Here is a 14,996-nt window from a genome sequence, read left to right on the forward strand (position 1 = left end):
CTCAATATTAACAAGACATACTGAATTAAAAGATTTGTGGCAGTGTATTGAACAATCTGGCAATGTTTTCGCGGAATAATCACGCAATTAACTAAACAAGGTTTAGTGAAGATGAGAGCCTGCATTAATAATCAACAGATTCGCCACCATAACAAATGCGTGATTCTGGAACTGCTGTACCGGCAAAAGCGCGCCAATAAATCAACGCTGGCCCGGCTGGCGCAAATTTCGATTCCGGCGGTCAGTAATATTTTGCAGGAACTGGAAAGCGAAAAACGGGTGGTGAATATCGACGATGAAAGCCAGACGCGCGGGCATAGTAGCGGTACATGGCTGATTGCGCCGGAAGGTGACTGGACGTTGTGCCTGAACGTGACGCCCACCAGTATTGAGTGTCAGGTTGCTAATGCTTGTTTAAGTCCGAAAGGTGAATTTGAGTATTTACAGATTGATGCACCGACGCCGCAGGCGCTGCTGTCCGAAATCGAAAAATGCTGGCATCGCCACCGTAAATTGTGGCCGGACCGTACCATCAACCTGGCGCTGGCAATCCACGGTCAGGTTGATCCGGTGACCGGCGTGTCGCAAACCATGCCGCAAGCGCCGTGGACAACGCCGGTTGAGGTAAAATATCTGCTGGAAGAGAAGCTCGGCATTCGGGTGATGGTCGATAATGACTGCGTGATGCTGGCGCTGGCGGAGAAATGGCAAAATAATTCGCAGGGCCGGGATTTCTGCGTGATCAACGTTGATTACGGCATTGGCTCGTCGTTCGTGATTAACGAGCAAATTTATCGCGGCAGTTTGTATGGTAGCGGACAGATTGGTCACACCATCGTTAATCCGGATGGCGTCGTCTGCGACTGCGGACGTTATGGCTGCCTGGAAACCGTCGCCTCGTTAAGCGCATTAAAAAAACAGGCGCGGGTATGGCTAAAATCACAACCGGTTAATACTCAGCTTGATCCTGAAAAACTGACTACCGCGCAGTTAATCGCTGCCTGGCAGAGTGGAGAACCGTGGATCACCAGTTGGGTTGATCGCTCTGCCAACGCCATTGGTTTGAGTCTGTATAACTTCCTCAACATCCTCAATATTAATCAGATTTGGTTGTACGGTCGCAGTTGTGCCTTTGGTGAGAACTGGCTTAATACCATTATTCGCCAGACGGGATTTAACCCGTTCGACCGCGACGAAGGACCGAGCGTGAAAGCGACACAGATTGGCTTTGGGCAATTAAGCCGCGCACAACAGGTACTGGGAATTGGCTATTTGTATGTTGAGGCGCAGTTACGGCAGATTTGATGGCGCGATAACGTAGAAAGGCTTCCCGAAGGAAGCCTTTTTCAACAGATTAACCGCTTCGCTTATGCGTAAACCGGGTAACGTGCACAGATGTCGAGAACTTTACCTTTGATGCGCTCGATAACGGCTTCATCATTGATGCTGTCCAGCACGTCACACATCCAGCCCGCCAGTTCTTTCGCTTCTGCTTCTTTGAAGCCGCGACGCGTAATCGCCGGAGTACCCACGCGAATACCGGAGGTCACAAACGGGCTCTTCGGATCGTTCGGTACACTGTTTTTGTTGACAGTGATGTTAGCACGGCCCAGAGCGGCGTCTGCTTCTTTACCGGTCAGGTTTTTATCAACCAGATCAACCAGGAACAGGTGGTTATCAGTACCGCCGGAAACCACTTTGTAGCCGCGTTCGAGGAACACTTCTACCATCGCTTTGGCGTTTTTCGCGACCTGCTGCTGGTAAGTTTTGAACTCAGGTTCCATCGCTTCTTTCAGAGCAACCGCTTTACCGGCGATTACGTGCATCAACGGACCGCCCTGACCACCAGGGAAAACGGCAGAGTTCAGTTTTTTGTACAGCTCTTCGCTACCACCTTTCGCCAGGATCAGGCCGCCGCGCGGACCCGCCAGGGTTTTGTGAGTGGTGGTAGTAACAACGTGAGCATGAGGAACCGGGTTCGGGTAGACGCCAGCAGCAACCAGGCCCGCAACGTGCGCCATATCAACGAACAGGTAAGCACCGATGCTGTCAGCGATTTCACGCATTTTCGCCCAGTCCACCACGCCGGAATATGCAGAGAAGCCACCGATAATCATTTTCGGTTTGTGTTCTTTGGCTTGTTTTTCCAGATCGGCGTAGTCGATATGACCGCTAGCATCGATACCGTAAGGAACGATGTTGTACAGTTTACCGGAGAAGTTAACCGGAGAACCGTGAGTCAGGTGACCGCCATGCGCCAGATTCATACCCAGAACGGTATCGCCTGGTTCCAGCAGCGCGGTGTAGACCGCAAAGTTAGCCTGGGAGCCGGAGTGCGGCTGGACGTTAGCGTAGTCAGCGCCGAACAGTTCTTTCGCACGATCGATCGCCAGTTGTTCAACGATATCAACATACTCGCAACCGCCGTAGTAGCGTTTGCCCGGATAACCTTCAGCATATTTGTTGGTCAGCTGAGAACCCTGCGCCTGCATTACGCGCGGGCTGGTGTAGTTTTCGGAGGCGATCAGTTCGATGTGCTCTTCCTGACGTACTTTTTCCTGCTCCATAGCCTGCCACAGTTCGGCATCATAATCGGCAATGTTCATTTCACGCTTTAACATCCGCATCTCCTGACTCAGCTAACAATAAAATTTTTGGCCTTTATAGGCGGTCCTGTTGGACAACGGCGAACAGTATAACCGAATCATTGTGCGATAACAGGTCTTGACAAAGGAATTTACGCAAACGATTACCTTCAGGCTGCGCAAGGCTTTGGAGAATAAAGAGCTTGCAACCGGAAACGGATTTCTTTTCAGGTTTGTGATGCAAATTTTTCACTTCATCACATTCTTTCTGAAAAACACCAAAGAACCATTTACATTGCAGGGCTATTTTTTATAAGATGCATTTGAGATACATCAATTAAGATGCAAAAAAAGGAAGACCATATGCTTGACGCTCAAACCATCGCTACAGTAAAAGCCACCATCCCTTTACTGGTGGAAACGGGGCCAAAGTTAACCGCCCATTTCTACGACCGTATGTTTACTCATAACCCAGAACTCAAAGAAATTTTTAACATGAGTAACCAGCGCAATGGCGATCAACGTGAAGCCCTGTTTAACGCTATTGCCGCCTACGCCAGTAATATTGAAAACCTGCCTGCGCTGCTGCCAGCGGTAGAAAAAATCGCGCAGAAGCACACCAGCTTCCAGATCAAACCGGAACAGTACAACATCGTCGGCGAACACCTGTTGGCGACGCTGGACGAAATGTTCAGCCCGGGCCAGGAAGTGCTGGACGCATGGGGTAAAGCCTATGGCGTACTGGCTAATGTATTTATCAATCGCGAGGCGGAAATCTATAACGAAAACGCCAGCAAAGCCGGTGGCTGGGAAGGTACTCGCGATTTCCGCATTGTGGCTAAAACACCGCGCAGCGCACTTATCACCAGCTTCGAACTGGAGCCGGTCGACGGTGGCGCAGTGGCAGAATACCGTCCGGGGCAATATCTCGGCGTCTGGCTGAAGCCGGAAGGTTTCCCGCATCAGGAAATTCGTCAGTACTCTTTGACTCGCAAACCGGATGGCAAAGGCTATCGTATTGCGGTGAAACGCGAAGAGGGTGGGCAGGTATCCAACTGGCTGCACAATCACGCCAATGTTGGCGATGTCGTGAAACTGGTCGCTCCGGCGGGTGATTTCTTTATGGATGTGACGGATGACACGCCGGTAACACTGATCTCTGCGGGTGTAGGGCAAACGCCAATGCTGGCAATGCTCGACACGCTGGCAAAAGCAGGCCACACAGCACAAGTGAACTGGCTCCATGCGGCAGAAAATGGCGATGTTCACGCCTTTGCTGATGAAGTTAAGGAACTGGGGCTGTCACTGCCGCAGTTTACCGCGCACACCTGGTATCGTCAGCCGAGCGAAGCCGATCGCGTTAAAGGTCAGTTTGATAGCGAAGGTCTGATGGATTTGAGCAAACTGGAAGGTGCGTTCAGCGATCCGACAATGCAGTTCTATCTCTGCGGCCCGGTTGGCTTCATGCAGTTTGCCGCGAAACAGTTAGTGGATCTGGGCGTGAAGCAGGAAAACATTCATTACGAATGCTTTGGTCCGCATAAGGTGCTGTGATTTGATGTTGCCGGATGGAAACATCCGGCAACCCTTGACGCGGTTTAAATTGCCGCGTCGTCCTCTTCACCGGTACGGATGCGAATGACCCGTGCCACGTCGAAGACGAAGATTTTACCGTCACCGATTTTGCCGGTTTGCGCCGTGCGAATAATGGTATCAACACAGGTATCGACAATGTCGTCCGGTACGACAATCTCAATTTTCACTTTCGGCAGAAAATCCACCATATACTCCGCGCCGCGGTACAGCTCGGTATGGCCTTTCTGGCGGCCAAAACCTTTCACCTCAGTGACCGTCATGCCGGTAATGCCGACTTCAGCCAGTGCTTCGCGAACATCGTCCAGCTTGAAGGGTTTAATAATCGCATCAATCTTTTTCATGCTATTCCTTGAAAAGGTCGCCTGTCTTTTGATCTGCTAAACGTAACACATAACGCCAATTCATTCCTTGAAATCGTTTGCATCCAGCTCGTGTCGGGAAAGCAGTTTATAAAATTCTGTCCGGTTGCGCCCCGCCATTCTCGCCGCGTGGGTGACGTTGCCTTTGGTGATTTGTAGCAGCTTACGCAAATAGTTGAGTTCAAACTGATTACGTGCCTCAACAAAGGTTGGCAGCGCCGTGTTTTCGCCCTCCAGCGCCTGCTCTACTAATGCATCGCTAATCACCGGAGATGAGGTCAGCGCCACGCACTGTTCAATCACGTTGACCAACTGGCGCACGTTGCCCGGCCAGCTCGCGGTCATCAGGCGTTTCATCGCATCGGTGGAGAACGCGCGGACAAACGGTTTATGTCGCTCTGCCGCCTGGCGCAACAGGTGATTTGCCAGTAGCGGAATGTCTTCTGTGCGCTCTGCCAGAGCCGGAATTTTCAGGCTGACAACGTTGAGGCGGTAATAGAGATCTTCACGGAATTCCCCGCGCGCCATCGCTTTTGGCAGGTCGCGGTGAGTGGCGGAAATAATCCGCACGTCGATATCAATATCGCGGTTACTGCCCAGCGGGCGCACTTTACGCTCCTGCAACACGCGCAGCAGTTTAACCTGCAACGGTGCGGGCATATCGCCAATCTCATCGAGAAATAGCGTACCGCCTTCCGCCGCCTGGAATAAACCTTCGCGATTGCTGACAGCGCCAGTAAACGCACCACGCGCATGACCAAACAGCTCGGACTCCAGTAATTGCTCGGGCAATGCGCCACAGTTAATAGCAATAAACGGCTTGCTGTTGCGCGGGCTGGCGTTGTGGATAGCCTGGGCGAAAATCTCTTTCCCGGTGCCGCTCTGGCCATTAATCAAAACGCTGACGTCTGATTGCGCCACCAGCCGCGCCTGTTCCAGCAAACGCAGCATCAGCGGGCTGCGGGTGACAATCGCCTCGCGCCAGCGTTCGTCGGTGGCTGGCGCGGATTGTTCCAGCGCATCATCAATTGCCTGATATAGCGCGTCTTTATCGACAGGCTTGGTGAGGAAACTGAACACTCCCTGCTGTGTTGCAGCAACGGCATCGGGAATAGAACCATGTGCGGTAAGAATAATTACCGGCATTCCCGGCTGCACTTTCTGGATTTCAGCAAACAGCTGCATACCATCCATTTCATCCATCCGCAGGTCGCTGATAACTAAATCTACTTTTTCGCGATTCAGTACCCGTAATCCTTCAGCACCACTTTCCGCCGTGACCACGCTGTAGCCTTCGCTGGTCAGGCGCAGGCCAAGCAGTTTCAGCAATCCCGGATCGTCATCGACCAATAATAAATGCGCAGGTTTATGGCTCATCAGGAGTGACCTCATGGGTGGATGGCGCGGGCTTTTCACTCTCGTGCGGCGTATCCGGCGAGAAATTTCCAGCCGGTTTGCGGGTCGAGAGCTGGCGTTCAATATCAGTCAGGTTTTCCAGCTTGCGGGTGGTGAGTTCCAGTTGCTGCTGTAGAACGTGATGTTGCTGGCGCAATGTATCCAGCTCGCTGTCGCTGGATTGCTGGAGTTTGCCGTAGCGTTGGCGCTCTTCCGCCAGTTGCAGTTGCAGCGCCTGACCGTCGCGCCAGAGTTGATACAGAGGGCGAACCTGTGCCGGGATCTCGGTACTTAGCGCATCAATGCGCGCGACCAGCTGGCGGCGCTCATACGGCGTAATTTTGGCGTCGGCGAGCAAAATCCCTTGTTTAAAGGTATTTTGCCAGTTGCCGTCGTCATATTGGCGGGCTTGCTGACGCGACTGCGCAGGCATTAAACGATCAGCACAATCCATCGCCCGCAGCCAGTAAAGCGGATTGGTTTCGGTTGATTTACCTTGCAGCGCCCAGATGTCGCTACATTCAGTAGAAAGATAGTCAGCCAGTTGATAAACCGGAATTTTTTCTTCTGCTGGCGTATCAATGGCTGGCTTATTGTGACTCTGCACGCAACCCAGCAATGCCAGACATGGCAGCCCTGCCAGCCACAGCCGTCGGGGCAATAATCGTTGAAAAATGTGTCGCATATTCACCAGACTTAAAGCCTATCCCAGTGGGCGTAATTGTTGCAGGCAGTTTGGACATGGACAGCGCGGAGAAACCAGAGCGTACATGTCGTACGTGAAGATTTCGAGCACTGCCCGGGGCCGAACTGACAAATAAAATAGCCTGATGGGATGGGCTGTTAGCATTATTTCGTGTTTTTCGACGACGGTAATTCAATGCGGAAACAAACGTCTTGCCCGCTCTCGTCGACCAGATACAGTTCCCCTTGCATATGGCGAATACAATCCCTGGCAATGCTTAATCCCAGACCGCTGCCCTTCACCGCCCCTTTTCGCTGGTGGCTTCCTTGAAAAAAGGGTTCGAAGATCATGGCGCGTTCCTCTTGCGGAATGGGTGTGCCTGTATTGATGACATCAATATAAACCCGCGCACCATGTAAACTGCTGCGAAGGCAAATGTTACCGGATTCAGTCCCGTAGTACACAGCATTGGAGTAAAGATTATCCAGTACGCTCATCAGCAGCATTGGCTCCGCCAGGCAAGCTGTTGCTTGGAGATCGACGTCGGTATGCATCATTTTAGCCCGTGCGGGCAGGCTATGAGCAGAAACCACTGTCTCCACCAGCGGTGCTAACTCAACATTCTCCAGTTCCACCGCACTGTCCGCCTGTTTACGGTTGTAATCAAGCAGTTGTTCGATCAGCTTTTGCAAATTGCGGCTGCTGCTATCAAGAATGCTCACCACCTCTTTTTGCTCTGGCGTAAGCGGCCCGACAACCTGATCAGCCAGTAATTCAGTGCCCTCGCGCATACTCGCCAGTGGCGTTTTTAATTCATGAGATAAATGTCTTAAAAATTGATGGCGTTGGGATTCCAGCCATGACAGGCGCTCACTTAACCAAAGAATACGTTGCCCAACCGAGCGTAACTCGCTCGGTCCACTGAACGAGACGCTATTGCCCAGAGAACGCCCTTCCCCCAGACGGTTGATCATGCGCTCGATATTTTTCACCGGCCCGATAATCATCCGCGTGAAAAGCAGTACCATCACCAGACTCACCAGAAATAGCACCAGCGATTGCCAACCAAAATATTGCCCACGTTCGGCGATTTCACGCTGAAGTTGCTGCCCACGAGAGAACACCACTGTGCGCGTGGCCTGTACCATTTCGGTATTGGCACTGGCAAAGGCTTCAAGACGTGCGGCGGCGGCATCATCGGGACCGCTGTTGTTACACTGAAGTTGAGCCAGATTGTTCAAATCCTGACGTAATGCCTGGTAGAGTTTATCGTCCGGCAGCACGCCTGCGTGGGCATCGAGCATTTCGCTGTAACGCTTGCGCTGGCTTTGATAAACCTTCGCCAGGGTTGGGTCGTCCAGCACGCAATACTGACGGTAACTACGCTCCATCTCCAGCGCCGCGTTGGTCATCGCTTCACTGCGCCGGGCATCAATAAGCGTAGTGCGGTTAACCAGCGCCGCCTGATCGCTAAGCGCATTCAGGCTTTGCCAGGCTTGCCATGCCAGCACCAACAGGGGCAGCAGAATCAGCAAAAATGCCAGCATTACCAGTTGTCGTAATGAGCGGGGAAAAACGGGCCAGCGTTTCAAGGTGTTACTCTCGTCAGACGCGAATAGCCTGATGCTAACCGAGGGGAAGTTCAGATACAACAAAGCCGGGAATTACCCGGCTTTGTTATGGAATAAGGCGGTGCCTAACTCGACGTTTCGCCCGATGGTTGATATAGCTACGCTGATATCAGAAGTTGGACGGCAGGCACCTTGTTGTGCGTCATTCGTATTTTATGTAGCACGTCCCGAAGGGGCTGACATAAGTCGGTGAATGAGCCACTGGTTACTATTATGCAGTAACTGTGCCAATAAAGAAAATAGTTTGGTAACGTACTGATTATACGCTGCTTTGAGGGATTTATGGCTTCTTCGCTATTTGAATGTAAATCAGCCACTGTGTCGCTAAAAAGAGACAACTTAAGATAAACTTATTAGATACTATTAAAATCAATCAGTTAAGTGTCGCCAGAAAGCGACACGGTAAACCACCCATTGTCGTGATTTACAGACACAAAAAAGCTCCCGAAGTTGGGAGCTTATAATAGCGGTTGGTGCTTAATGCCGGATGCGGCTGCAAAACCAATGGGTTGACGGCTTACCCCAACTGCTTACGTGCATTGCGGAAAATACGCATCCACGGCCCATCCTCGCCCCAGTTTTCCGGATGCCAGGAGTTGCTGACAGTACGGAAAACTCGTTCCGGGTGCGGCATCATAATGGTGACTCGACCACTTTCAGTCGTGACCGCCGTAATACCGTTCGGTGAACCGTTCGGGTTAGCCGGGTAGGTTTCAGTGACTTTACCGAAGTTATCGACATAGCGCAGTGCCACCAGCCCTTTGCTTTCCAGCGCCGCCAGATGCGCCGCATCACGCACTTCCACGCGCCCTTCACCGTGAGAGACAGCAATCGGCATCTGCGAGCCCACCATCCCCTGCAACAGCAGCGACGGGCTTTGGGTTACTTCTACCAGACTGAAACGCGCTTCAAAGCGATCGGAGGTGTTACGCACAAAACGTGGCCACAACTCGCTACCCGGGATCAGTTCTCGCAGATTAGACATCATCTGGCAACCGTTACATACCCCCAGCGCCAGCGTTTGCGGACGATGGAAGAAGGTTGCAAACTCATCGCGTACACGGTCATTGAACAGGATAGACTTCGCCCAACCTTCACCAGCGCCCAGCACATCACCGTAGGAGAAACCACCGCACGCGACCAGGGCGTGGAAACCCTCCAGGCCCGTGCGTCCAGCCAGCAGATCGCTCATATGCACGTCGATAGCATCGAAGCCTGCACGGTGGAAAGCTGCCGCCATTTCAACATGCGAGTTCACGCCCTGCTCACGCAGCACGGCAACTTTCGGGCGCGCGCCAGTGGCAATAAACGGTGCTGCCACATCTTCGTTGATATCAAACGACAGTTTCACATTCAGGCCCGGATCGGCGTCGTTTGATTTCGCCTGGTGCTCCTGATCGGCACATTCAGGGTTGTCACGCAGGCGCTGCATCTGCCAGGTAGTTTCTGCCCACCAGACACGCAACGTAGTGCGGCTTTCGCTGAATACAGTCTGCCCGTTGGCGGTAATCACAAAACGGTCACCGGAAACCGCCTGCCCTACATAATGGACGCAATCCGCAAGCCCATGCTGTGCCAGTACGGACTCGACCGCTTCACGGTCAGCGGCACGAACCTGAATCACCGCACCCAGTTCTTCGTTAAACAACGCAGCCAGGCGATCGTCGCCCAGAGAGGCGATATCCGCGTCAATCCCGCAATGACCGGCAAACGCCATTTCCGCCAGCGTCACCAGCAGGCCACCGTCAGAGCGGTCGTGGTACGCGAGCAGTTTACGCTGTGCAACCAGTGCCTGAATCGCGTCATAGAAACCTTTCAGTTGGGCAACGTCGCGTACATCTGCCGGTTTGTCGCCAAGCTGACGATAAACCTGCGCCAGCGCCGTTGCGCCCAGCGCGTTATTGCCTTTGCCCAGATCAATCAGCAGTAATGCATTATCTTCGGTAGAAAGCTGCGGCGTGATGGTGTGACGCACATCTTCCACGCGGGCAAATGCAGAAATCACCAGCGACAACGGCGACGTCATTTCGCGCTCTTCGTTACCTTCCTGCCAGCGGGTTTTCATCGACATAGAGTCTTTACCCACCGGGATCGTCAGGCCCAGCGCCGGACAAAGTTCTTCGCCCACAGCTTTAACGGCTTCATACAGGCCCGCATCTTCACCAGGGTGGCCTGCCGCCGCCATCCAGTTGGCGGAAAGTTTAATGCGTTTGATATCGCCAATCTGTGTTGCGGCAATATTGGTTAACGCTTCACCGACCGCCAGACGGGCAGAAGCGGCGAAATCCAGCAGCGCAACCGGCGCACGCTCGCCAATCGCCATCGCTTCACCGTAGTAGCTATCGAGGCTGGCGGTAGTGACCGCGCAGTTAGCGACCGGCACCTGCCACGGACCCACCATCTGATCGCGCGCTACCATGCCGGTTACGCTGCGGTCACCAATGGTCACCAGGAAAGTTTTCTCCGCCACGGTCGGCAGATGCAGCACGCGTTTCACCGCGTCAGCAATGGTAATCCCTTCACGAACCAGCGCATCACCCTTCGCTTTCAGCGTTTGTACTTCGCGGGTCATCTTCGGCGTTTTACCAAGCAGGACGTCCAGCGGCAGATCGATCGGCTGATTATCAAAATGACGATCGTGCAGAGAAAGATGCAGTTCTTCGGTCGCCTCACCAATCACCGCGTAGGGTGCGCGCTCACGCTTACACAGCTCGTCAAACAGCGGTAACTGATCGGCAGCAACCGCCAGCACGTAACGTTCCTGGGATTCGTTACACCAGATTTCCAGCGGGCTCATGCCCGGTTCGTCGCTCAGGATATCGCGCAGTTCGAATTTACCGCCGCGCCCGCCGTCGCTCACCAGTTCCGGCATGGCGTTAGAAAGACCGCCAGCGCCGACGTCGTGGATAAACAGGATTGGGTTGGCATCACCAAGCTGCCAGCAACGGTCGATCACTTCCTGGCAGCGACGCTCCATCTCCGGGTTGTCGCGCTGTACGGAAGCAAAGTCGAGGTCGGCATCAGACTGACCAGACGCCATGGAAGACGCCGCGCCGCCGCCAAGACCGATGTTCATTGCCGGGCCGCCGAGAACGACCAGCTTCGCACCAACGTTGATCTCGCCTTTTTGTACGTGATCGGCGCGAATGTTGCCGATCCCGCCCGCCAGCATGATCGGTTTGTGATAACCGCGCAGCTCTTCGCCATTGTGGCTGTTCACTTTTTCTTCATAAGTACGGAAGTAGCCGTTCAGTGCCGGACGACCAAATTCGTTGTTAAATGCCGCGCCACCCAATGGGCCTTCGGTCATGATGTCCAGCGCGGTGACAATGCGCTCAGGCTTACCGAAATCTTCTTCCCACGGTTGTTCGAAGCCAGGAATTCGCAGGTTGGAAACGGAGAAACCGACCAGACCAGCCTTCGGCTTCGCGCCGCGCCCGGTGGCACCTTCATCGCGGATTTCACCGCCGGAACCGGTCGCCGCGCCCGGCCACGGAGAAATCGCCGTCGGGTGGTTGTGAGTTTCGACTTTCATCAGAATATGCGCCGGTTCCTGATGGAAATCGTAGCGGCCCGTTTCGTGGTCAGCAAAGTAGCGGCCCACTTCAGAACCTTCCATTACGGCGGCGTTATCTTTATAAGCAGAGAGAACGTGGTCTGGCGTGGTTTCGAAAGTATTTTTGATCATCTTGAACAGCGATTTCGGCTGCTGTTCACCGTCGATAATCCAGTCGGCGTTAAAAATTTTGTGGCGACAGTGCTCAGAGTTCGCCTGAGCAAACATATACAGTTCGATGTCGTTCGGGTTACGACCCAGCTTTGTGAACGCATCCTGCAGATAGTCAATTTCATCTTCCGCCAGCGCCAGACCAAGACGCAGGTTAGCGTCGATTAGCGCCTGACGGCCCTGCCCCAGCAAATCAATGCTGGTGACCGGGGTTGGCTGATGATGAGCAAACAAGTGTTCTGCATCATCTAAAGCAAAAAAGACCGTTTCCATCATGCGGTCATGCAGTTCAGCGGTAACCTGCTGCCATTGTTCATTGGTCAGCGTACCGGCTTCTACATAGTAAGCAACGCCGCGCTCAAGGCGGTTTACCTGTTGTAGACCGCAATTATGGGCGATATCGGTCGCTTTCGAAGACCAGGGAGAGATGGTGCCAGGACGCGGGGTCACCAGCAGGAGTTTGCCTTGCGGGGCGTGGCTGGCGAGTGCCGGGCCATATTTCAGCAGGCGTTCAAGTTGTGCGTGCTCATCATCGTTTAACGGCGCATTGAGGTCAGCAAAATGGACATACTCGGCGTAAATAGTGTGAACCGGGAGCCTGGCAGCCTGAAAACGTGCCAGCAGTTTGTTGATTCGGAATGCCGACAATGCAGGCGAACCACGCAGAATTTCCATCATAAGTCTCTCGTCTTCTAAGCTTTCGGTGTACCCAAGGGGGGGAAACGGGCGTCATTATAAAGAATCTGATGCGCTGACGAAACCGTTTGCGTGGAAATAAAATCACCATCGTGAATTAGCAACGCGTGCCGCCAATGGCTGTAATAAGTTGCCAACTGGCGCAGGTTTACGCAAAATGCCGCTCATTTATGAGTAAACCTTTCACTATTATTACGTTTTTTCAAGCTGGGACGCGCACGACACAGAGAATTAACTAATTGAAAAAATTAAAGATTAATTATCTGTTCATCGGCATTCTGGCACTGCTGCTCGCGGTCGCTCTCTGGCCATCCATTCCCTGGTTTGGTAAAGCCGACAACCGTATCGCCGCCATTCAAGCGCGGGGAGAGTTGCGTGTGAGCACCATTCATACTCCCCTGACGTATAACGAAATCAACGGGAAACCTGTTGGCCTGGATTACGAACTGGCGAAACAGTTTGCCGATTACCTCGGCGTAAAACTGAAAGTGACCGTGCGGCAGAATATCAGCCAGTTATTTGACGACCTCGATAATGGCAATGCCGACCTGCTGGCGGCAGGACTGGTTTATAACAGTGAGCGGGTAAAAAATTATCAGCCTGGCCCTACCTATTATTCCGTGTCACAACAACTGGTTTATAAAGTGGGTCAGTATCGCCCACGTACGCTGGGCAACCTGACGGCGGAGCAACTCACCGTTGCACCGGGTCATGTGGTGGTTAACGATCTCCAGACCCTGAAAGAAACAAAATTCCCGGAATTAAGCTGGAAGGTTGACGACAAAAAAGGCTCTGCGGAATTAATGGAAGATGTCATCGAAGGAAAACTCGATTACACCATTGCTGATTCTGTTGCCATTAGCCTGTTTCAGCGCGTTCATCCGGAACTCGCCGTAGCGCTCGACATTACCGATGAACAACCGGTGACCTGGTTTAGCCCGTTAGATGGCGATAATACCCTTTCCGCCGCTCTGCTCGATTTCTTCAATGAGATGAATGAAGACGGTACGCTGGCACGCATTGAAGAGAAATACCTGGGGCATGGCGATGATTTTGATTACGTCGATACGCGCACATTTTTACGCGCCGTCGATGCGGTACTGCCGCAGTTAAAGCCCCTGTTTGAGAAATACGCCGAAGAAATTGACTGGCGTTTGCTGGCCGCTATTGCTTATCAAGAATCGCACTGGGATGCTCAGGCCACTTCACCGACGGGTGTGCGCGGCATGATGATGTTAACCAAAAACACCGCGCAAAGCCTCGGCATTACGGATCGTACCGATGCCGAACAGAGCATCAGCGGCGGCGTGCGTTATTTGCAGGATATGATGAGTAAAGTGCCGGAAAGTGTGCCGGAGAACGAACGGATCTGGTTTGCCCTTGCCGCGTACAATATGGGCTATGCGCATATGCTGGATGCCCGCGCCCTGACGGCAAAAACCAAAGGTAATCCTGACAGTTGGGCTGACGTAAAACAGCGTCTGCCTTTACTTAGCCAGAAACCCTATTACAGCAAGCTGACTTACGGCTACGCTCGTGGGCATGAAGCCTACGCTTATGTCGAAAATATTCGTAAGTATCAGATTAGCCTGGTGGGTTATCTGCAGGAGAAAGAGAAGCAGGCTACAGAAGCGGCGATGCAACTGGCGCAGGATTATCCGGCGGTATCGCCTACGGAGCTGGGCAAAGAGAAATTTCCTTTTCTCTCGTTTCTTTCCCAGTCGTCATCAAACTATTTGACCCACTCTCCCTCTCTGCTGTTTTCCAGAAAAGGGAGTGAAGAGAAACAAAATTAATCTGTCGAGGATTGCGCTTTTTTCTGCGCTTTAATTTCCTGGCGGCGCATGCGAAAGAAGTCACTGAGCAACGCCGCGCACTCATCCGCCAGTATTCCTTCGGTAATTTCCACCCGGTGATTCATACCCGGATGATGCAGCACATCCATTAAAGATCCCGCAGCGCCAGTTTTCGCGTCACGCGCACCAAAGACCACGCGACCAATGCGACTGTGGATCATTGCTCCGGCACACATTACACAGGGTTCAAGCGTGACATACAGCGTGGCGTCGATCAGTCGATAATTTTGCATCACCAGACCGCCCTGCCGCAGGGCCATGATTTCTGCATGTGCGGTGGGATCATGTCGACCAATCGGACGGTTCCAGCCTTCGCCAATAACACGATTGTTATGCACTAATACCGCGCCGACCGGCACTTCCCGCTCATCCCAGGCACGCTTTGCCAGCGTCAGCGCGTGACGCATCCAGTATTCGTGGCTAAATTCGACTTCAGACAAAAAGAAAACTCCGGTTATAAAAGCGC

The 14,996-nt window shown here is 52.9% G+C and carries 10 protein-coding genes; 3 read left to right on the plus strand and 7 right to left on the minus strand.

What is annotated here, in order from left to right:
• Nucleotides 1-111: 111 nt before the first annotated feature.
• The gene (locus ACJHWT_RS05265; protein ID WP_001317987.1) at nucleotides 112-1,305 is read left to right on the plus strand and encodes an ROK family protein; all 1,194 of its coding nucleotides are present in this window, start codon (nucleotides 112-114) and stop codon (nucleotides 1,303-1,305) included.
• Nucleotides 1,306-1,367: 62 nt separating this feature from the next.
• On the opposite strand, the gene glyA is transcribed toward ACJHWT_RS05265, so the two are convergent.
• The gene (glyA, locus tag ACJHWT_RS05270) at nucleotides 1,368-2,621 is read right to left on the minus strand and encodes a serine hydroxymethyltransferase (protein ID WP_000919149.1); all 1,254 of its coding nucleotides are present in this window, start codon (nucleotides 2,619-2,621) and stop codon (nucleotides 1,368-1,370) included.
• 327 nt (nucleotides 2,622-2,948) lie between these two features.
• Between glyA and hmpA the strand changes: the two genes are divergently transcribed.
• Nucleotides 2,949-4,139 (plus strand): NO-inducible flavohemoprotein, encoded by a 1,191-nt coding sequence (hmpA, locus tag ACJHWT_RS05275; protein ID WP_000883131.1) that lies wholly within the window; start codon nucleotides 2,949-2,951, stop codon nucleotides 4,137-4,139.
• Between the two features lie 44 nt (nucleotides 4,140-4,183).
• On the opposite strand, the gene glnB is transcribed toward hmpA, so the two are convergent.
• The 5 genes from glnB to purL form a co-directional block, all read right to left on the minus strand.
• Entirely contained in the window at nucleotides 4,184-4,522 is a 339-nt protein-coding gene (glnB, locus tag ACJHWT_RS05280) for a nitrogen regulatory protein P-II (protein ID WP_000717694.1), read from the minus strand.
• A 60-nt stretch (nucleotides 4,523-4,582) separates the two neighbouring features.
• Entirely contained in the window at nucleotides 4,583-5,917 is a 1,335-nt protein-coding gene (glrR, locus tag ACJHWT_RS05285; RefSeq protein ID WP_001298983.1) for a two-component system response regulator GlrR, read from the minus strand.
• The gene (gene qseG, locus ACJHWT_RS05290; RefSeq protein ID WP_001215876.1) at nucleotides 5,907-6,620 is read right to left on the minus strand and encodes a two-component system QseEF-associated lipoprotein QseG; all 714 of its coding nucleotides are present in this window, start codon (nucleotides 6,618-6,620) and stop codon (nucleotides 5,907-5,909) included. The genes glrR and qseG overlap by 11 nt, the downstream gene beginning before the upstream one ends.
• A 164-nt stretch (nucleotides 6,621-6,784) precedes the next feature.
• Nucleotides 6,785-8,212, minus strand: a complete 1,428-nt coding sequence (qseE, locus tag ACJHWT_RS05295; protein ID WP_065203333.1) for a two component system sensor histidine kinase QseE/GlrK — start codon at nucleotides 8,210-8,212, stop codon at nucleotides 6,785-6,787.
• A gap of 556 nt (nucleotides 8,213-8,768) precedes the next feature.
• Complete coding sequence (gene purL / locus ACJHWT_RS05300) at nucleotides 8,769-12,656, minus strand: phosphoribosylformylglycinamidine synthase (protein ID WP_000970172.1); 3,888 nt, start codon at nucleotides 12,654-12,656, stop codon at nucleotides 8,769-8,771.
• A gap of 257 nt (nucleotides 12,657-12,913) precedes the next feature.
• Here purL and mltF point away from each other — a divergent pair, with 257 nt between their 5' ends.
• Entirely contained in the window at nucleotides 12,914-14,470 is a 1,557-nt protein-coding gene (gene mltF, locus ACJHWT_RS05305) for a membrane-bound lytic murein transglycosylase MltF (RefSeq protein ID WP_000734231.1), read from the plus strand.
• On the opposite strand, the gene tadA is transcribed toward mltF, so the two are convergent.
• Entirely contained in the window at nucleotides 14,467-14,970 is a 504-nt protein-coding gene (gene tadA / locus ACJHWT_RS05310) for a tRNA adenosine(34) deaminase TadA (RefSeq protein ID WP_001297409.1), read from the minus strand. The two genes, mltF and tadA, sit on opposite strands and share 4 nt — an antisense overlap.
• Nucleotides 14,971-14,996 lie beyond the last annotated feature (26 nt).

It is taken from the genome of Escherichia sp. WS338, from assembly GCF_046486405.1.
Classification (GTDB): domain Bacteria; phylum Pseudomonadota; class Gammaproteobacteria; order Enterobacterales; family Enterobacteriaceae; genus Escherichia; species Escherichia coli.

Excerpts from the sequence above, each read along its gene's own strand:
- qseG (WP_001215876.1), bottom strand. The coding sequence starts at position 6,620 with ATGCGACACATTTTTCAACGATTATTGCCCCGACGGCTGTGGCTGGCA.
- ACJHWT_RS05265 (WP_001317987.1), top strand. The coding sequence starts at position 112 with ATGAGAGCCTGCATTAATAATCAACAGATTCGCCACCATAACAAATGC.
- glrR (WP_001298983.1), bottom strand. The coding sequence starts at position 5,917 with ATGAGCCATAAACCTGCGCATTTATTATTGGTCGATGACGATCCGGGA.
- glyA (WP_000919149.1), bottom strand. The coding sequence starts at position 2,621 with ATGTTAAAGCGTGAAATGAACATTGCCGATTATGATGCCGAACTGTGG.
- glnB (WP_000717694.1), bottom strand. The coding sequence starts at position 4,522 with ATGAAAAAGATTGATGCGATTATTAAACCCTTCAAGCTGGACGATGTT.
- purL (WP_000970172.1), bottom strand. The coding sequence starts at position 12,656 with ATGATGGAAATTCTGCGTGGTTCGCCTGCATTGTCGGCATTCCGAATC.
- hmpA (WP_000883131.1), top strand. The coding sequence starts at position 2,949 with ATGCTTGACGCTCAAACCATCGCTACAGTAAAAGCCACCATCCCTTTA.